The organism is Fructobacillus americanaquae, assembly GCF_024029775.1.
Taxonomy (GTDB): Bacteria; Bacillota; Bacilli; order Lactobacillales; family Lactobacillaceae; genus Fructobacillus; species Fructobacillus americanaquae.
The window spans coordinates 580,998-599,257 of record NZ_CP097122.1; the positions used below are offsets into that span (position 1 = coordinate 580,998).

General features: G+C 43.4%; 16 protein-coding genes and 2 tRNA genes. 7 read left to right on the plus strand and 11 right to left on the minus strand.

The window, feature by feature from the left end:
• Window positions 1-78: 78 nt before the first annotated feature.
• The gene (gene nrdH / locus M3M36_RS02680) at window positions 79-309 is read right to left on the minus strand and encodes a glutaredoxin-like protein NrdH (protein ID WP_059394000.1); all 231 of its coding nucleotides are present in this window, start codon (window positions 307-309) and stop codon (window positions 79-81) included.
• Between the two features lie 433 nt (window positions 310-742).
• Between nrdH and M3M36_RS02685 the strand changes: the two genes are divergently transcribed.
• The 3 genes from M3M36_RS02685 (at window position 743) to hflX (ending at window position 4,398) form a co-directional block, all read left to right on the plus strand.
• The gene (locus M3M36_RS02685; protein WP_252774307.1) at window positions 743-2,188 is read left to right on the plus strand and encodes a hemolysin family protein; all 1,446 of its coding nucleotides are present in this window, start codon (window positions 743-745) and stop codon (window positions 2,186-2,188) included.
• A 157-nt stretch (window positions 2,189-2,345) separates the two neighbouring features.
• Complete coding sequence (locus M3M36_RS02690) at window positions 2,346-3,017, plus strand: histidine phosphatase family protein (RefSeq protein ID WP_252774308.1); 672 nt, start codon at window positions 2,346-2,348, stop codon at window positions 3,015-3,017.
• A 73-nt stretch (window positions 3,018-3,090) separates the two neighbouring features.
• On the plus strand, window positions 3,091-4,398 hold the full coding sequence (gene hflX / locus M3M36_RS02695; RefSeq protein WP_252774309.1) for a GTPase HflX: 1,308 nt from the start codon (window positions 3,091-3,093) through the stop codon (window positions 4,396-4,398).
• Window positions 4,399-4,524: 126 nt separating this feature from the next.
• On the opposite strand, the gene M3M36_RS02700 is transcribed toward hflX, so the two are convergent.
• From M3M36_RS02700 to M3M36_RS02715, 4 genes are all read right to left on the minus strand, one after another.
• Window positions 4,525-5,133, minus strand: a complete 609-nt coding sequence (locus M3M36_RS02700) for a helix-turn-helix domain-containing protein (RefSeq protein WP_252774310.1) — start codon at window positions 5,131-5,133, stop codon at window positions 4,525-4,527.
• Between the two features lie 230 nt (window positions 5,134-5,363).
• Window positions 5,364-5,435 (minus strand) — tRNA-Gln (locus tag M3M36_RS02705).
• A 33-nt stretch (window positions 5,436-5,468) separates the two neighbouring features.
• Window positions 5,469-5,551 (minus strand) — tRNA-Tyr (locus M3M36_RS02710).
• 419 nt (window positions 5,552-5,970) lie between these two features.
• Complete coding sequence (locus tag M3M36_RS02715) at window positions 5,971-8,241, minus strand: MMPL family transporter (protein WP_252774311.1); 2,271 nt, start codon at window positions 8,239-8,241, stop codon at window positions 5,971-5,973.
• A 166-nt stretch (window positions 8,242-8,407) separates the two neighbouring features.
• On the opposite strand from M3M36_RS02715, the gene M3M36_RS02720 reads away from it, so the two are divergent.
• The gene (locus M3M36_RS02720) at window positions 8,408-8,884 is read left to right on the plus strand and encodes a TetR/AcrR family transcriptional regulator (RefSeq protein WP_252774312.1); all 477 of its coding nucleotides are present in this window, start codon (window positions 8,408-8,410) and stop codon (window positions 8,882-8,884) included.
• 98 nt (window positions 8,885-8,982) lie between these two features.
• Here M3M36_RS02720 and M3M36_RS02725 read toward each other — a convergent pair whose 3' ends face one another.
• Window positions 8,983-11,256 carry an MMPL family transporter gene (locus M3M36_RS02725; protein ID WP_252774313.1) on the minus strand — a complete coding sequence of 758 codons (2,274 nt, stop codon included), beginning with the start codon at window positions 11,254-11,256 and terminating at the stop codon, window positions 8,983-8,985.
• Between the two features lie 137 nt (window positions 11,257-11,393).
• Between M3M36_RS02725 and M3M36_RS02730 the strand changes: the two genes are divergently transcribed.
• Together M3M36_RS02730 and M3M36_RS02735 are read left to right on the plus strand one after the other, a co-directional pair.
• Complete coding sequence (locus tag M3M36_RS02730) at window positions 11,394-11,921, plus strand: TetR/AcrR family transcriptional regulator (protein ID WP_252774314.1); 528 nt, start codon at window positions 11,394-11,396, stop codon at window positions 11,919-11,921.
• A 711-nt stretch (window positions 11,922-12,632) separates the two neighbouring features.
• A complete protein-coding gene (locus M3M36_RS02735) occupies window positions 12,633-13,937 on the plus strand; it encodes a nucleobase:cation symporter-2 family protein (RefSeq protein WP_252774315.1) in 1,305 nt (434 codons plus the stop codon).
• A 181-nt stretch (window positions 13,938-14,118) separates the two neighbouring features.
• Here the strand turns inward: M3M36_RS02735 and M3M36_RS02740 are convergent, their stop codons facing one another.
• On the minus strand, window positions 14,119-14,913 hold the full coding sequence (locus tag M3M36_RS02740) for a CPBP family intramembrane glutamic endopeptidase (protein ID WP_252774316.1): 795 nt from the start codon (window positions 14,911-14,913) through the stop codon (window positions 14,119-14,121).
• Window positions 14,914-15,054: 141 nt separating this feature from the next.
• Here M3M36_RS02740 and M3M36_RS02745 point away from each other — a divergent pair, with 141 nt between their 5' ends.
• A complete protein-coding gene (locus M3M36_RS02745; RefSeq protein WP_252774317.1) occupies window positions 15,055-15,636 on the plus strand; it encodes a xanthine phosphoribosyltransferase in 582 nt (193 codons plus the stop codon).
• A 203-nt stretch (window positions 15,637-15,839) separates the two neighbouring features.
• On the opposite strand, the gene M3M36_RS02750 is transcribed toward M3M36_RS02745, so the two are convergent.
• The 4 genes from M3M36_RS02750 to M3M36_RS02765 all read right to left on the minus strand — a co-directional run bounded on the left by M3M36_RS02750 (window position 15,840) and on the right by M3M36_RS02765 (window position 18,168).
• Window positions 15,840-16,337 carry a DUF805 domain-containing protein gene (locus tag M3M36_RS02750; RefSeq protein WP_256470357.1) on the minus strand — a complete coding sequence of 166 codons (498 nt, stop codon included), beginning with the start codon at window positions 16,335-16,337 and terminating at the stop codon, window positions 15,840-15,842.
• 246 nt (window positions 16,338-16,583) lie between these two features.
• Window positions 16,584-16,958, minus strand: a complete 375-nt coding sequence (locus M3M36_RS02755) for a DUF805 domain-containing protein (protein ID WP_252774319.1) — start codon at window positions 16,956-16,958, stop codon at window positions 16,584-16,586.
• Between the two features lie 161 nt (window positions 16,959-17,119).
• Window positions 17,120-17,578: a DUF805 domain-containing protein gene (locus tag M3M36_RS02760; RefSeq protein ID WP_252774320.1), complete on the minus strand. Its 459-nt coding sequence runs from the start codon at window positions 17,576-17,578 to the stop codon at window positions 17,120-17,122.
• A 131-nt stretch (window positions 17,579-17,709) separates the two neighbouring features.
• Window positions 17,710-18,168: a DUF805 domain-containing protein gene (locus M3M36_RS02765; RefSeq protein WP_252774321.1), complete on the minus strand. Its 459-nt coding sequence runs from the start codon at window positions 18,166-18,168 to the stop codon at window positions 17,710-17,712.
• Window positions 18,169-18,260: the final 92 nt, after the last annotated feature.

The following is an 18,260-nucleotide window of genomic DNA, read 5'->3' on the forward strand; positions in this document are numbered from 1 at the left end:
TTCGTTTCCTCTGTAAGAAGAAAAATTCCGCATAGACCAATCAGGACTAAGCGGAAAAAATTCGTGACGCTAAAAAACTTAGGCCGTCAAAGACTTCAAGGCATCAGGCTGAAAACCAGAGAAGGCTTCCTGACCAGCAATTTGAACAACGGGTGTCTGCTTAAAACCAGCATCCTTCAATTGAGCAAGATACTCTGGTTGTTCTTCGATATTAATTTCTTCGTAGCCAACCCCCATGCTGTCGAGGTAGCGTTTTGTCATTTTGCACTGTACACAATTATTTTTGGTAAAGACCGTTACTTGAGCCATACTTTTTGCTCCCACTTTCTTTTATATTTTTCAAGCAATTCCCTGTCGCACCCGCATTTACAAACACTAACAAGCAATTGAGCTAATTACTAGTTTAGCCGATTTCCCTTAGAGTTCAAGGCCTAAAACTGTCCGCACAAACATTTGTTCGCCCGAAGGCCTTTCTAATAGGCTTTTGATTTTGCATATTTTTTAATTCACAATATTCACTGCCTTTTTGAAAGTGCAATCTAATCACTTTTGTTCCGACACATACGTTTACTTGAGCCCATATTAACGCCTTTTTTTGTTCAACACCAAGAATTTCGCTTGTGAAATCAGTCTGGGCGAGAACACTAGACCAATTCTAACGTTAATAAAGATTATCTTCTTTGCTTCATAAAGTTTGCTATAATGGAGGAAATATCTAAATTATATAAGTGAGGTAATAACTGTGGATTCTGGTCCCTCGTTCTTGTTGAATGCGTTCGTCATCATCTTTATTTTGTTGTTGGCGGTTTTGTTTACACTAACGGAATATTCTCTTGTTAAGGTGCGTTTGTCTGCCTTGGAGGCCCTTCAGGCCGATCGCGAAAAGCCATCAAAAAACATTGCACACGCCATTCATATGGTGTCACACCTAACGGAGTTCTTATCGACTGCTCAAGTCGGAATTACATTAACATCATTGATTTTAGGTTGGATTGGTGAGGAAACCGTTGCCGATTTGATTTTAGCAACCCATATCCTGCCAGCTGACTATGCCAAGCCTGTCGCTTCTGTTGCGGCCATCGTTATCTTTACGATTATTCACGCCGTCTTCACCGACTTGGTGCCAAAAAACATTGCCATTCAAGAACCAATCAAGGTCTTGTTGTTAATTGTGCGTCCAGTCCGCTTCTTTCATGTTGCCCTCTTCCCATTCATTTGGATTCTAGATCACTTATCAAATTGGTTAACCCATTTGATTGGTTTCCAGGTCACTAATGATGATGATATCTATTCACAGACGGAAATTCTTTCCTTGTCAAAGAGTGCTGCTGAAGCTGGTGAATTGGATACCGAAGATTTGACCTTTATGCAACGAGCCTTTGAAATGAATGATAAGGTCGCTGCTGACGTCATGATCGATCGCACATCAATGGATGTTATCGATGTTCATGACACGATTGCCAAGGGGCTAGATGAGTATTTGCAAAAGCGTCACTCTCGTTTCCCAGTTGTCGCTGACAACGATAAAGACAAGGTTTTAGGTTATGTTTTTAACTACGACCTTGTTCGCCAAAATCGAATTTCTGGGAAAAACCCCGTTGCTCAGATTATGCGTGACATTCCTGCCGTCCCTGAAAACATGGACCTACACGATGTCATGGATGAAATGACCATTAAACGGTCGCCAATTGCCGTGGTCGTCGATGAATACGGTGGTACAGCCGGAATCATTACTGATAAAGACATCTATGAAGAACTGTTTGGCTCTGTTCGGGATGAAATCAACGATGAATCCGATGAATACATCGAAAAGCTTGGGAATCAACGCTACAAGGTTTCTGGTAAGACGACCTTGTACGATTTCCAACGTTACTTCCAAATTCATGTGAAGGAATTTGACGACGATGAGGCCGTTACCTTGACCGGTTACGTTTTGAAACGCGATCCTGATTTCCGAACTGGCGACTCCTTACGCATTGACAACTATCAAATTACGGCACTTGATTACGAAAATGCCTTTATCCCTGAATTTGCCGTCAAAGAGCTTGAAACCAAACCGGAACCTGAAAACACAGATTCTGATGTTGAGGATAACAAAAGCACTTCTGAAAGCAAACCGTCCATGTCTGAAAAAGACCGTGAGCGCTTAAAGTTTCAGCTTAAGGGTAAAGATAACGACCCCGAATAATGTTTAAAAAGTCGACGAATTTTCGCCGGCTTTTTTAATTAAAAAATCAGTCCGAAAGGTCAGCAAAGCATTTGGCTCACCTGCCTTTCGTGGTACACTAGAAACAAGAAATCTTCCAACAAAAGAAGAAAAAATAGATTTGAAGGAGTCTTATTTCATGGCAGGAATTGATGTTTATATGGTCCGCCACGGCCAAACTTACTTTAACCTTTTACGCCGTTTCCAAGGATTTTCCGACGCACCGTTAACGGATGCTGGCATCCAAGATGGACACAAAGCCGGTCAACGCCTCGCCAAGATTCACTTTGATGGTGCTTACTCTTCTGATTTAACACGGGCTATCCACACTGCTCGCTATGCCTTGAGTGAAAATCAAGCACAGTCACCAGTTGAGCCAACTACTCTGCCCAACTTCCGTGAAGAAAATTTTGGTTCTTATGAAGGACGCGACTCTCAGGTTACATTAACTGACCTGAATGCTCGGGTTCCAAAAGTCTATAATGCTTATGCCGACATGGTTGAAGACCTCGGTATGCCGGCTGTAATGGATATTTTCCATGATGCAGACCCCTACCACCTAGCCGAATCCTACCAAGAATTTGTCAACCGCATTGAGGTTGGCTTTCAAGACCTTAAAAGTCGCCACCAAGACGGCGATAAGGTTCTGCTTGTTTCCCATGGGACAACAATTCGGGCAATCGCCGATTACTTTGGTCACCCTGAAATGGCTGCCCAATCGGTGCATAACGGTGCCGTCATGCACCTGCGCCTAAGCGATGAAGGTGCCGATATTTTGGCCTTCAACGACATCACGACCATTTTTGACTAAAACATTTCTTATTCGATTATTCCCAGACCGCTACTGAAAACAGGGCGGTTTTATTTCACAGAAAGGCCTGTGTATGCCTAAAACCTTTAAAGAAACATCACAAAAACCAAGCCGACCTGTCCTTTTGGCCGGCCTGCGCACAGATCAAAAACAAAACCTAGAATATGAGTTAACAGAGTTGGAAAACTTGGCCTTAGCCAATAACTTACAACCAGTTGAAACCTTTCTCCAATCCTTGGACCGTCCCAATCCAGCTACTTACTTCGGTAAGGGTAAGGTAGATGAGCTCAAGATGGCTGTTGAAACCTATGAGGCTGATTTAATCGTCACCAATGATGAGTTATCCCCATCACAAATCAGAAATTTAGAAGCCGAAACTGGTGCAACAGTTGTTGACCGGACTGGCTTAATCCTTGATATTTTTGCCGAACGAGCTCAAACTAAGGTGGCTAAACTGCAAGTTCAACTAGCCCGCCTACAATATCAGCTCCCCCGGTTACGGACTTCAATGTCTGTTTCATTAGACCAGCAAACTGGGGCCGGTGGAGCCGGTTTTACAAGCCGTGGTTCCGGTGAAACAAAGCTTGAACAATCCCGTCGGCGACTGACCAACGAAATGGTCGCCATCAAGAAGGAGTTGGCAGAATTACAAAAGGATGCCTCAACACAAGCCAAGCAACGGCAGGAATCAGAACTACCAACTGTTGCCCTGGTTGGTTATACCAATGCCGGTAAATCAACATTAATGAACCAACTCTTAGCCCGTTTCGGCCAAGGCGCCGGTAGTGACCAAAGCAAGCAAGTTTTCGAAAAAGACATGCTCTTTGCCACCCTAAACACCACCATCCGCCAGTTGACACTCCCCGATAAGACACAATTCCTGCTTTCAGATACCGTTGGTTTTGTTTCCAAGTTACCCCACCACTTGGTCGCTGCCTTTGAGTCAACTTTGCAAGAAGCCGCTCAAGCCGATTTACTCTTGCAAGTAGTCGATATTTCTGACGCCCATTATCAAGACATGATGACGACAACAAAGGAAACACTGACCCGTCTGGGCATCACAGATAAGCCGATGATTACCATCTATAACAAGGCGGATGTAGCCGAAATGGCCTTTCCACTAGTCGATGGTGATCAGTCGATTACCATTTCTGCCCGAGACCGAACTTCGCAAGACGAGGTTTTGACGCTTATTAAGAAGACGCTCTTTGCCGACATGGCTGAAGTCAGCCTCCACGTGCCCTTTGCAGACTCAAAAATTGTGGCTGAAATCTTAGACAAGCATGCCCTTTTAGCGCAAGACTTCAACGAATCCGGGACAACCATTCGTGTTTCCTTGAAACCAAAAGAAATCGAACAATACAAACAATACCTAGACTAAAAAAACGGCCTGACAATGACGTCAGGCCGTTTTTTAGCTGTTTGTTGCAAGTAGGCCTAAATTAATGATTTAATTTAGAAATCAGTATTAAGTAACTAAAAATAGCATACCCCCTGCAAAGCCTATTTAAGCTTTTCTTTTATCTCCAAGAGGAGGCTGCGGCAAAAAATAGATACTACTAGTGAGAACAAAAATACGAACAGCAGCACCACAAATCAGACCTAACTGATAGCTAGGACTTCCATGTAAATTCTTAAAGACCCAAAAGCTAAAAAAGTACAATAGTGCAATTAGAATCAGTACCAAAGCCCAACGGTTTTTTAACAGATTGACCGGATGTTTAATTGTTGTGTACATCGCTACAATAGCTGAAATTCCCATAATCATTAATCCAATGCGAATTGCCGTTGCCAATTGAAAATAGTTGTTCATCACTAAAAGCCCCAGAAAAATAATATTAACAATATAGGAAACGGCATACAGTTTCTTTTGCCGATTAAACTGACTGTCAATCACTTCATAATGTTGAATCAATTCCATATCCTCTTTCAATAATTCATCCAAAGAAACGGCAAACTGATTACTAATTGCCACAATTTCGGCTATTCCTGGATAACTTTTCCCATTTTCCCAATTCGAGATCGTTTGCCTGGTTAAATGTAACTGTTCTCCTAATTGCTCTTGAGTCATCTTCGCAGACTCTCGTACCATCTTTATTTTTTTACCAATTAACATGCTATACTAATCTCCTTTGTTTACAATATAACGAGACACCGTCAAATTTTCTAGCAATTCTTTTTAACATTTTCTCCGTTCACCATGTCAAAAACTTTTTGCATCGAAAATAAGGCGTCAGTAGTCTAGCTAATCGCCCTTCATCAACCGACTACCGCTAAATAACCATAATGATTGGTCCATACAAAAAGGACTAACAAGAGTCTTCTTGTTAGTCCTTTTGATCATGATTGCCCCTGCTGGGATCGAACCAGCGCATGGAGGTACCAAAAACCTCTGCCTTACCACTTGGCCAAGGGGCAGTCGTTAAGCAGTGGCTGTCACAAGGGCAGCAATGGGAGCGGTAGGATTCGAACCTACGAACCCGAAGGAACGGAGTTACAGTCCGTCGCGTTTAGCCAGACTTCGCTACACTCCCGTATATCTTTACGACCATAATAGTATACCAAGGTGACATGATTTGCGCAAGCTTTTTCTTTGCTTTCACTGGTCAAAAAATTGCTCAAATTGTTCCGCTGGTTACCTCAGAAGTGTCTGACCAACTTGTCAGTTGCCACCAATACAACCAATATTAGTCACTATCTGACATGCCCACTAAAAAAATTCACTCTTCAAAAAATCGTTTTCTTGATAGGCTCAGCAAAGTCATCCGTTGACAATAACAATCAAATAACTAAGATTATTTTTTTGATGCTCGTCTCTCACCTTCTACTAACAGAGATCACGAACTCGGCCACAGTGTGGCTGTTGTTCGCAGCAAATGGCAGTCAAAAAAACCAGTCCTTAAGGACTGGCTTCTGAGCATTACTAATTTTTAAGCAGAAAAATCAGAAATTCTTACTTGTGCTTGTTACCTGGGAAAACCCAGTTCCACTTACCAAAGATTTTCATCATGGCTGGCACAAAGAGCAAACGGACGATAAAGGCATCAAAGAAAATTCCAAATGAAAGTGCCAAACCAACTGATTTGATTGTTGGGTCAGGATCCAAAGCAAATGACCCGAAGACAGCAATCATAATCAATGCGGCCGTCACAACGATTGGACCTGATGACTGCATCGCCACCGTCACTGCCCGGTCGTTATCACCGGTCTTTGCATATTCTTCCCGGGCACGTGAGACCATAAAGACCTCATAATCCATTGCCAGACCGAAAATCAAGGCCGTTGCAATGATTGGCAAGAAAGAAATAATTGGTGCCCCCTTAGCAACACCGAAGAGTCCCTTCATAAAGCCTTCTTGGATGACCAACGTTGTAAAGCCAAAGGATGCCAACAATGACAAACCAAAGCCAACCATGGCCACCGCAGGCACGATAAATGAACGGAAAACAACCATTAATAAGATGAAAGCCAAAACAATAATCGTAAACGCAAAGAGTGGTGTGGCATCGTTAAGCTTCTTGGTGATATCCAAGTTCACGGCATTAATTCCTGTCATGGTAATCTGCGCAGAGTACTTTGACTCCGTGGTGGCAGAGTAATCCTTGATCTTATTCACCAAATCAGTCGTTTGCTTAGCCGCTGATCCCTTAGTTGGAATCACGACCATCATGGCATACTTGCCATCAGCACTAACTTGGTAAGGCTTAGATGCCTGAGCAATAATCGCTTGCTTAATTTGTGCAGCAGCTTGATCCTGTTGAGCTTGGGTTGGTGCCTGGCCTGTTGCTTGGGCTTGGGCCATCATCTTTTGCTGAGCTTCTTGGGTCAATTGCGTCTGCAATGTTGCCGCCTTTTGCTGGTCTACCGTCAATGGGGTCATCATCTTGACCCCATTCAGATCGCTAATATGTTTAGCAATCTTGACCAAGTTCGCTTCGTTGTTCGCTTGACCCTTATCAGTATCCAGCTTAACGACAGCAATCAAAGGTGAGTTAACTCCCTCCCCAAACTTATCAGAAATCATGTCATAGGCCTGACGCTCTGTTCGATTATCAGGCAGTGAGCCGTTATAAGGCATTCCCAAGCGCATGTTTTGCGCTGGTAGGGCAATTGCAGCCAAGGCCAAGATTGCTAGAATTGAAACTGTCCAAGGGTGGCCAGTAATCAATTTTGTAATCTTGGATGGGTGCTGAGCCATATGGTCAACAGTCTTATTATTGGGCTTAACGAACTTCGCACAAACGGCAATCAAGGCTGGCAAGAATGTCAATGCTGAAACAACTGCCACAGCAACGGCGGCAGCGGTTGCCAAGCCCATCGTTGTTACAAACTCAATCCCCGCAAAGGCCAAACCACAAACGGCAATAATCACTGTCACACCAGCGAAAATAACTGAACTACCAGCCTCAGACAGGGCCAAACCAAGCGCCGTCTTCTTATCGCCATTGGTATCAGCCAAATCAGTCCGATACCGGTTCAAGATAAAGAGTGAGTAGTCAATACCGACCGCCAATGACAACATCACTGCCAACGTTTGACTAACACTGGCTAATGTAATGACGTTTGTTCCGATAGTAATCAATAATATCCCGGAAATTAAGCCGACAAGCGCTGAAATAATTGGCATTCCAGCCGTCACAAAGGACCGGAACAAGACTAACAAGAGGACGAAGGCAATCGCAATTCCAATTAATTCGGACTTGCCTCCCAATTCCATCGGAGTAACCTTTACTGATCCGGTAAAGGCAACTTTGGTGGTGGAACTCTTCACCTTGTCGTTAAAGGTCTCCTTCACACCGTCGATGGCGTCTTGAGAAACGTTGGTTGAATCGGCCTTAAAGGTGATATCAACATATGTCGTCGTCTTATCAGCACTAATCACTCCCGTTGTATAGGGGTTTGAAATCGACTTAATGTCTGAAGAATACTTCTTTTGTAGCTGATCGATAGCAGCAGCCACTTCGGTCTTCGTATTGTCGTCAGCAACACCAGTCTTCTTATTCTGAATAACGGCCTTCATGGTTCCGCTATTCGGGTTCATCTTAAACTCTTTTTCAAGAGTACTTTGAATGTTGGTTGATGGAATACCAGTAATTGTTAAATTCGTGGTGTAGTGAGAACCAAGTCCCACGGCCCCACCAATTAAAACAGCCACGGCAACCAACCAAACCAGGAAAGTTTTGAACTTATTTTCATAAATCCATTCCCCTAGACGTTTGAGCATGATGCTCCTCCTTTTAATGAATCATTGTCTATATTTTAATCGTGATAAGTATATTATGAAAGGGATAAAATTGTTATACTGTCCCTTAGAGTGACAAATTTAAGAAAGTGTCTCATTTTCAATTCCAATGGCTAATAAAAATTACGACTTAATGCACAACCACATCATGGAAACAGCGGCTGCACTATTCGTAACCGTCCCTTTTTCCAAATTAACGATCAAACAAATCTGTGAGGCCGCCAATATCAATCGCAACACCTTTTACAGGCACTTTGTTGATAAATATGCCCTGCTAGAGGTGATGCTCACAGAATCAATCACCCGTCTTTTTAATCAAGTAGACTTAGATGATTTTCGTCAACATCCGTTTCAAGTTATCGCGACCATGAAATTTTCGGCAGAGATGTCAATCCTTGATTTTCAACTCAACGATTCATTGTTTCAGGATATTTTTGATAGTCTGATTTTTAAAATATTACAAGAATTTACCACTGACCAGGATTTTTTGTGGAGCCTTGGTAACATGTATATTATCCGTCTTTGGAACCATAGCTTAGCCAAACCGTATACGCTTCATGAGGGATACCCGATTTTTGACCAAATGTTCAATGAGAGAAAGTTCCCTGACAATCTCGACCATTAAGCAACAATACCATTCGTTGACCAAGAAAAAAGCCAGCTCACTTGAGCTGGCTTTTTCTTTATCTTTAACTTTTATCAGCAGAAAAAATTTGAAAGATGTCAGTTTTTCTTTTTATTACCCGGAAAGGCCCAGTTGGTTTTGCCAAAAATCTTCAGCATTGCTGGCACGAAGAGCAAACGGATAATAAAGGCATCAAAGAAGATACCAAAGGCTAAGGCCAAGGCCAAAGACTTGATGGTTGGACTAGAGTTCAAAGCAAATGATCCAAAGACCGCCATCATAATCAAAGCTGCCGTGACCACAATTGGACCAGAATCCTGCATGGCAACTGTCACTGCTCGGTCGTTATCACCTGTTTTCAGATACTCCTCACGAGCTCGTGAAACCATAAAGACTTCGTAATCCATCGCCAAACCAAAGAGAATGGCCGTGACGATAATTGGTAAGAAGGAAAGGATGGGTGCTGCCTTGGCGACACCAAAGACTTCCTTTAAGAATCCTTCCTGAATAACCAATGTAGTAAAGCCAAAGGAAGCCAAGAGCGATAGACCAAAACCAGCCATCGCTACCGCTGGAACAATGAAAGAGCGGAAGACAACCATTAACAAGATAAAGGCCAAAACAATAATCGTGAAGACAAAGATTGGTGTCGCGTTATTCAGCTTTTTGGTAATATCCAAATTGACGGCGTTTACTCCAGTCAAGGTAATCTGAGCACCGTACTTTGCTTTCGTCGTGTTGTCTGAATAATCCTGAATCTTGTGGACTAGATTAGTTGTCTCAACTGCTTCAGACCCCTTCTTTGGAATAACGACTAACAGCGCATACTTGCCATCTGCAGAAATCTGATAAGGCTTAGTTGCCTGCGCCATAATCACTTGCTTGATTTGAGCGGCTGTCTGATCTTTTTGCGCCTGAGTTGGCAGTTGTCCAGTTGTTTGAGCCTGCAAGGCCATCTTTTGTTGGGCCTCTTGTGTCAGCTGCGTCTGCAAGGTCGCTGCCTTTTGCTGGTCAACTGACAAAGGTGACAATGTCTTTGTACCAGAGAGGCCAGTCAAATGACTGGCAATCTTGGCAACATTGGCCTCGTTAACCGCAGCTGATTGGTCGGTGTCTAATTTAACAACAGCAATCAATGGTGAATTAATCCCCTCACCAAACTTATCAGAAATCATGTCATAAGCCTGACGTTCCGTTTGCTTTTCTGGCAAAGAGCCGTTGTAAGGCATTCCCAAACGCATATTTTGCGCCGGCAAACCAATACCAATCAAAACCAATACGGCAACAATTACCACCAGCCATGGGTGGCTCGTCAAAAACTTCGTCAACTTGGCTGGGCTCTTGGCCATGTGATCGACCGTCTTGGTATTTGGTCGAATAAACTTAGCACAGGCCGCAATCAAAGCTGGCAAGAAAGTCAACGCTGACAACACGGCAATGGCCACCGCAACAGCAGCAGCAAAGCCCATGGTTGTCACGAATTCAATGCCAGCAAAGGACAAGCCACAAACAGCGATAATAACCGTCACACCGGCAAAAATAACGGACTTGCCGGCTTCTGACAAGGCATTTCCTAAGGCCAGTTTTTGGTCACCGTTTGTCTCGGCCAAATCAGTCCGGTAGCGGTTCAAGATAAAGAGCGCATAATCGATTCCAACTGCTAAGGCCAACATCACAGACAAAGTCTCAGCTACATTGGCAAGGGTTGCAAAATTCGTTCCAATGATCACGAGGAACAAGCCAGTCACCAAGCCAACCAGGGCAGAGACAATTGGCATTCCAGCAGTAATAAAGGAGCGGAATAGTACGAACAACAAGGCAAAGGCGATCACAACCCCAATGATTTCGGAAGAACCACCGATTTCAAACGGCTTTAGCTGGACGGTGCCAGTGTAAGCAACCTTTGTCCCACTGGTCTTCACTCGATCATCAAAGATAGAACGAATACCGGTAATCGTGCTATGGGACACTGATGTTGAGTTTGCTTTGAAGGTAATATCGACATAGGTAGTCGTATTATCAGAACTAACAGTATTGTTGGTATAAGGGTTGGCAATCGTCTTAATATCAGCAGCATACTTGTCCTGAACCTTGGCAATGGCCTTGGCAACATCCGCCTTGGTCTTTTCATCAGTGATCCCTTGCTGATTTTGAACGACAACCTTTAACGTACCACTGTTAGGATTCTGATGAAATTCCCGTTCCAGGGTACTTTGGATATTTGTTGATGGGACGCCACTAATCGTCAAATTTTCTGAAAAATGCGAACCGAGACCGATGGCACCGCCACCGACAACGATAATGGCCGCCAACCAAATCAGGAAGGTCTTCACTTTATTTTCATAAATCCATTCCCCAAGTTTTTTGAGCATTACTTCTCCTCCTTTTTAATCATCATGAACATTTTAGTGATTAATTTAGAAGATTTGAAGAGTCAAAAAATGTTACACTGTTTTAAAATGCAACAAAAATAAAAAAATGTTGCTTTTAGCGGGGGTGGGAAACTTTTATGGAAAATAAACGATACGATTTAATGCATCGCCACCTATTGCTGACTACTGGCGAATTGCTCCATGACATCCCCTTTTCCAAAATAAAAGTGAAGGAAATTTGTGATGCTGCAGAGGTCAATCGCAACACATTTTACCGTCATTTTGTGGATAAGTATGTACTTTTGGATGAATTATTAAATACAAGTGTTCAATCAATCTATGCAACACTCGACCTTGACCAGTTTAAAAAGTTTCCGTTTGAAACCATTAAAACCTTCCACTTTGATGGTACTATCGAAGTTTTAGAATTCCAACTACAGGACCGTGCCTTTGAGGACTTATTTTATAAGTCAATTTTTAAAGCCCTTTCCACTGTCACAACAGATCAAGAGTTACTCTGGTTAATCGGCAACCTCTACGTTGTCCAGCTATGGAATACCAGTCGCGATACTCCATATGATTTGCGTCGTGACTACCATCTTCTCGATCAAATTGTAGCCAACAAGCAGTTTCCGACAGCGAATGCTAGCAGCCATAGCAAGTAAAAAACGCCCAACAGGTACCGTTCATTTGAAAGTTAACTTTTCTTTCAGCTGAACGGCAAAACTGTTGGGTGTTTTTTTAACACCAATAGGAAATGAGAGCCAGTGTAAAAAATATAGCACCAATCAGCATAATAGCGACCACAACGATTAGTTCAATTAAAAATCTACTATAATTTTTATCGTCATCCGACATCCGGTCCCCCTACTTTGTCTATCTCAATCCATTTTTACCAGCAGATATTACTCAAAAAGTTAGCAATCACTCTTTCAATATTTTAACAATTTCTCTCAAATACAACAACAAAGTTACGTGATGAGCGAACTCGTGCAATAAACGAAAGACTTATGCCGATTAATTTTTGCCGTTCTCATGAGAATACCAGTTGCAGTTGCTAAACCAGCTTATCAGTATCAAGCTCGACTAATGCCAGACATTCTGCCAATTTTCTGACCGTTCTGGCGGTTTTTATATCTTTTAAAGTGGAAACCTGCTACAATATTAGTACCGTATTGGAGTTATATCCGGCTTTTAACGCTAGCCGAGTCTCTACCGCCCGGCAAAAAGGGCGACTATCACCAAGGGTTTTTTGAGCACGCTTGGGTACTGCGTGCTTTTTTTGTTGTCTGTGGGATGGGGCTGCTCCAATATTTTTGTTTTTTTATCATAACTTTTGACCAACTGAGAATGATTGGTCAAACACAGGAGATCTCATGGAAACACCCAACCACCCCCTTCCAAAGTTTCAGGCCCTACTCTTAGGGCTGCAACACGTGCTGGCTATGTACGCCGGTTCCATCCTGGTACCACTGCTAATTGGAACGGCCTTGCACTTTAATAGTACGCAACTGGCTTACTTGATTTCAGTGGATATTTTCTGTACCGGTTTAGCAACACTCTTCCAATTGAAGCAAACTCCCATCACCGGTATCGCTTTGCCCGTTGTTTTGGGTTCATCAATTCAAGCAGTTTCACCATTAATTAACATCGGCTCAAGCCTCGGTTGGGGTGCCATGTATGGGGCCACAATCGTGGCTGGCCTTTTCGTTATCTTGATTGCCGGAACCTTCGCCCGCCTGCGCGCCTTCTTCCCACCAGTCGTTACTGGTTCATTGATTACCGTTATTGGTTTAAGTTTGATTCCAATCGCCCTGCAAAACTGGGGTGGCGGTAGCTTAACGGCCAAATCATTCGGTGAATGGCAAAACCTTCTAATTGGTTTTGTGACCATCGTTTTAACATTGCTCTTAATGAAGCTGGCAAAGGGCTTCTTAAAGGCCATTGCCGTCTTGATGGGCATTATTTTAGGAACCCTGTTCGCAGCCGTCCTCGGCCGTGTGTCATTGACACCAGTTGCTGACGCTGCCTGGTTCCACCTTCCCCAACCATTTTTTTTGGGAACACCAACTTTCTCATGGTCTGCCTCATTGACGATGATAATCATCGTCTTAACTGCTATGGTCGAAGCTACCGGCGTTTACTTTGCCTTGGCCGATTTGACTGGTAAAAAATTAGAACAAAAGGACTTGGCCCGTGGTTACCGCGCCGAAGGGTTCGCCGTTGTCCTTTCTGGAATTTTCAATACCTTCCCTTACTCCACCTTCTCACAAAACGTAGCAGTCGTTCGCCTTTCAGGTGTGAAGACCAAGCAACCCATTTACTATGCCGCTTGCTTGCTCTTGGTTTTGGGACTGTTACCAAAGTTTGGTGCCCTGGCTACCATCATTCCTTCAGCCGTTCTAGGTGGGGCCATGATGGTCATGTTCTCAACGATTGCCATTCAAGGTTTGCAAATCCTCGGTAAGGTCAACTTGAACAAGGAAGGCAACCTTTTGACGGCCGGCTTATCAATCGGTGCTGGCTTGGGCATTAGTTCAGTGCCAACCCTCTTGGCCCACTTGCCAGAGCAATTGCAGATGGTGATGACCAACGGCGTCGTCATGACGACTGTTGTGGCCGTTGGCCTTAACTTGCTTTTAAACGGTTGGCCGAAGGCTGCTCAAGCCGATAACGCTTAAGTTTACCATCTAAAAAATCTGCTGTTCCCCCAGGCGAAAAATCAGTCTCACTGATAACCAAACTGGGTACAAGGACAACAGATTTTTTCTTTTTTCCACACTCCTTTGATTGGTCCTACCTATTCTGGCGTCCAAAAAAAAGGCCTGCGGGTAGGCAGGCCTGATTTGATCAAAGATAAAATTAGTGTTGAAGTAGGGTAATAATCGAGATGACTTGGATCCAGCCATTGTGGAAAACGTGCATGATAATCGAGGATGACAACTTATCCGTTTTCTTGTATACGTAAGCCAACGAAAACCCGACAATGGCATACGGTGGCAGGTCTAAAAGTGAGACCCAAGTGTAGGAACTCAGGTGATAAAAACCAAAGGACAAGGCCGACAGCACAACAACCAGCCAGGGAAATTTCACTGACTTGAAATAGCGGAAAAAGAGTCCACGGAACAGGATTTCTTCCATCACCGGTCCTAAGAAGACAATAATCAGTGAAAACATTACCAATGAATAATGGCCACCGACCTGCATGATATTATCAATGGCGGCTTGATTTTCCGTCGTCCCATGGGTCAACTTATAAAAGAACAAAATTTCAATTTCGTTCCAGATGACCATCCCCGACCAACCTAGGAGATAAGCTGCAATGATCGTCCCAAATTCTGACTTGGTGGGCCAGGCAATCGTTTTCAAAGAAAAAGATAATTTGGCCTTGTTCGCTTTCATGGCCTGCAGCCCAAAGCGTACAAAACAGTAGGCTAAACCAAGACCCAGTATCAGAACCGCATAGCGGTGCTGACCAGAAAAATAGACCGACCCCTGGATAAAGACCATTGCTGCATATTCCAGGGCAAAGAAGCCCAAAAAGGCCGCCAAATTTAATAGAAAGGTTTTGGTAAGCCTCATCCACTTGATGAGCTTGTCTTGCTGATTTGGTAGCCACCTCATCAACTTGATGAGCTTATTTTGCTGATTTCGCATCCACGTAATCCTCATTTCATTAGTTTTTAATGTACCATATCTCTTGCAGAATGCCAACTTTTGCCCTTGTAGCAAGCTTTTCCCCTTGGTAAAATATTAATTAGATTGCCGCTTGTAAGCGGCCTTGAAAAAGGAGTCCTCATGAAGGAATTAGAAGCACGAATTAAAGAAGACGGCCGCGTCTTGGGCGCTGATATTTTGAAGGTTGATTCCTTTTTAAACCATCAAATCGATCCTAAGCTGATGCAGGCCATGGGTGCCGAATTTGCCCGTCTCTTCAAAGACCAGGACATTACGAAGGTGATCACAGTCGAAGCCTCTGGCATCGCCCCAGCCGTGATGGCGGGCTTGAGTCTTGGCGTACCCGTCGTCTTTGCACGCAAATCAAAGTCGCGCATTCTCTCAGATGATGCCTACACCGCTGACGTCTACTCATATACAAAGCAAAGAAGCAACCAAATCAGAATTGATAAGCGTTTCTTATCAGCCGCGGACAACGTCTTACTAATCGACGACTTCCTCGCCAACGGCCAGGCATTGTTAGGCATGAAGGCTTTAGCTGATGAGGCGGGTGCGACAATCGTCGGGGCCGGCATTGTAATTGAAAAGTCATTCCAACCTGGACGCCAAGCTGCCATCGAAGCCGGCTTAACGAATATTCACTCTTTGGCTAAGATTGCCGCCTTTGAAGACGGGCAAGTCATTTTTGACGACCTGGACTAAGCCTAGGTCATGTCAACACAATTCAAACTAGACTGTCCCTGCCCCCTTTGACAATGCTTGGTACCGTTAATTAATCTGTTTGCTTAGTCATCGGTACTTTTTTATTATCACTACAGTCACTCTGTATCGCAAAAATTCCTATCGAAAAATCAATTTTCATAGAAGAAATAAAGCCATTGACCAGCTATCTGGCCAATGGCTTTTTAAATTTTATTAAAAGTCCCCGTCGGTAAAATTTTAATCAAAAAATCTGCCAATACCAACACTAGTAAGGCGGGAATTAGCCACAGGGGCATACTGATATTACTTTCATAGACCTTCGTTTGATAGTAGTAACCGACTAAAGATAGAAAAATTGCTACTGGTTCAATAATAAAAGCCCAGGAGGGTAAGCCCGTATCCCGATAACGTCGATAAGAAATTGACAAAAAAGGAATAAGGTTAAGCAGCCAAAAAACCGTTAATAGGAAGGTTACCAGGACTAACGTCACTAGGACGACCCAATAGGCCTTCGAGTTGTCAGCAACGGACGCAACTGTTTGCACCAAGTTGCTCAACAAGTACAAGACCAACCAATAACCCAGCAGACTAATCGCTGAGTTAATGAACATGACCGACCAATACTCCGAGCGAGAAGTCTGACCCCTAAAATGAAAATAATCTTCCCAGTATTTTTTGTATGATTGTATCAACCTTCTCACCCCCTCTCTGTGCCAATCAACCTCGACATTATACCATCAAGAAGCAATCTTAAAAATCCTGATGGCCGCCTTAACACTAAAAAACAGCCCAGCCGGGCTGCTTTGCATACCAATCAAGAACGGTGCCGACCGAAGGCATCGGTTGGTGTTAAGTTAATCACCAAGATGACAATTTCAACAATGGCCCAAAGAATCATGAGCCAAAGAGAATTTAAGGTACCACTGCCGCCAGCAGCATTATAGGCATCATTTAGTAAAGCTACTAGCGAAGCCCCTGGCAAGAGGATAGGCTAAAACAACCAGAATAAACCACCAGCCACTTAGGCCAGTGTCAATAATTCGTCGACTTTGCAAAGACAAATTAGGAATAATTGTTAGCAACTGATACAAAACAACAAAAACAATCACAAAACCAGCTAAACCAGTCGCTGCTTGTGACTGACTGCTATCATTCAAGGCAGAGTCCAGTGCAGAAAAAATCGAACTGCCGCCAATAGCCGTTGCCACAATGCCAATTAGAATGTTGGCCAAAACAACCCACCAAAAATCAGACCGGGTTGATCGACCAGAAAAACTGAAGTACTTCTTCCAATAATCTTTATAAGCAGATAACATATCCATCCCCCATTTTACTTTTCTCTCAATCGCTTTTATCTTACCACTCTTCTTCAATAAGAACTACCAAAAAATGACTGATTTTTAAGTGTTTACCATCGTAAGTTAACTTGTCTCAAACGTTATGGTCAGATGAAAAGCCCGACCAACGGCCAGGCTTCAAAAAATTAACGTTTTCGTGCAAAGCGATTGGTTCCGGCTAAGTTAATGACCAAGAGAACCAATTCAACCACCGCCAAGGCCAAAAGCAAGAGGACATTTTGAACAATCGCGTAAGCAATGACTAATGTCCAAGCCACGACCGGAAGGACAAACCAACGGGCGCTCAGTCCAGTATCCAAGATACGGCGGTATTGCAAGGACAAGTTGGGAATAACGGTTGCTAAACCATAAAACAGTGAAAAAATTAAAGCCAAAGCTGCAATTCCCACAACCCCGAAACCAATGCCGGAAACACCATCATATAGAAGTTCTTGTGCCAATCCCCAAATGGATCCTCCGGTTAGCAAAAGAACTACAACAGTCAAAAGGAGATTATCAAGGACCACTAGCCAAAAATCAGCTAGACAAGCCCGCCCAGAAAAGTCCAAATACTTACGCCAATAATTTTTATATGCTTGTACCATCATCATTGCTATCCGACCTTTCGAGCCCTCTATTGCTCATTGTAGCACCAGGGTTGCCGAATGTTTAGCATGAACAAAAAAGGACCCACTTCCATGAGTCCTTTCCTGCAACTAACTTTTGTACGATGATCTTATTTTTCTTTCTTGAAGGCATCTGTCTTAGACACGCTGATGACAAAAACAGCTAAGTTTAAGAAGAAGATAGCAGCTGTAATAGCGCTGTTTTGTGCCGCAGCACTAATTGACAAAAACTTGCCAATCACAACTAAGAGAAACCACCATGGGCTAAGACCTGTATCAACGATTCGTCGGTACTGCAATGATAATCTGGGAATGAAGGTCGCTAAGGCATAAAAGAGAGCCAATAAGAGCAAAACGATTAGTAGGCCTAACATTGGCGTATCGGCTTGCGTAAAATGCCCATAATCAACATACTTCATGATGGGCCCAACAGCAACACCAGCAAAGACCGCTATCCAAAGCAACCAAATAATGGTATTGGCCAGGATAAACCACCAATAATCAGCTCGCGTTGTCCGACCGTTAAAGTTAACGTAATTCTGCCAAAACTTTTTGTACGCTTTAAACATTTTTTCTCCTTATCGCGTTACTCAAGTTAAAACCGCTTTGACTATTTTAGCATAAGACTTGGTATGATGACCACCGGGCTTGGTGAACTCCT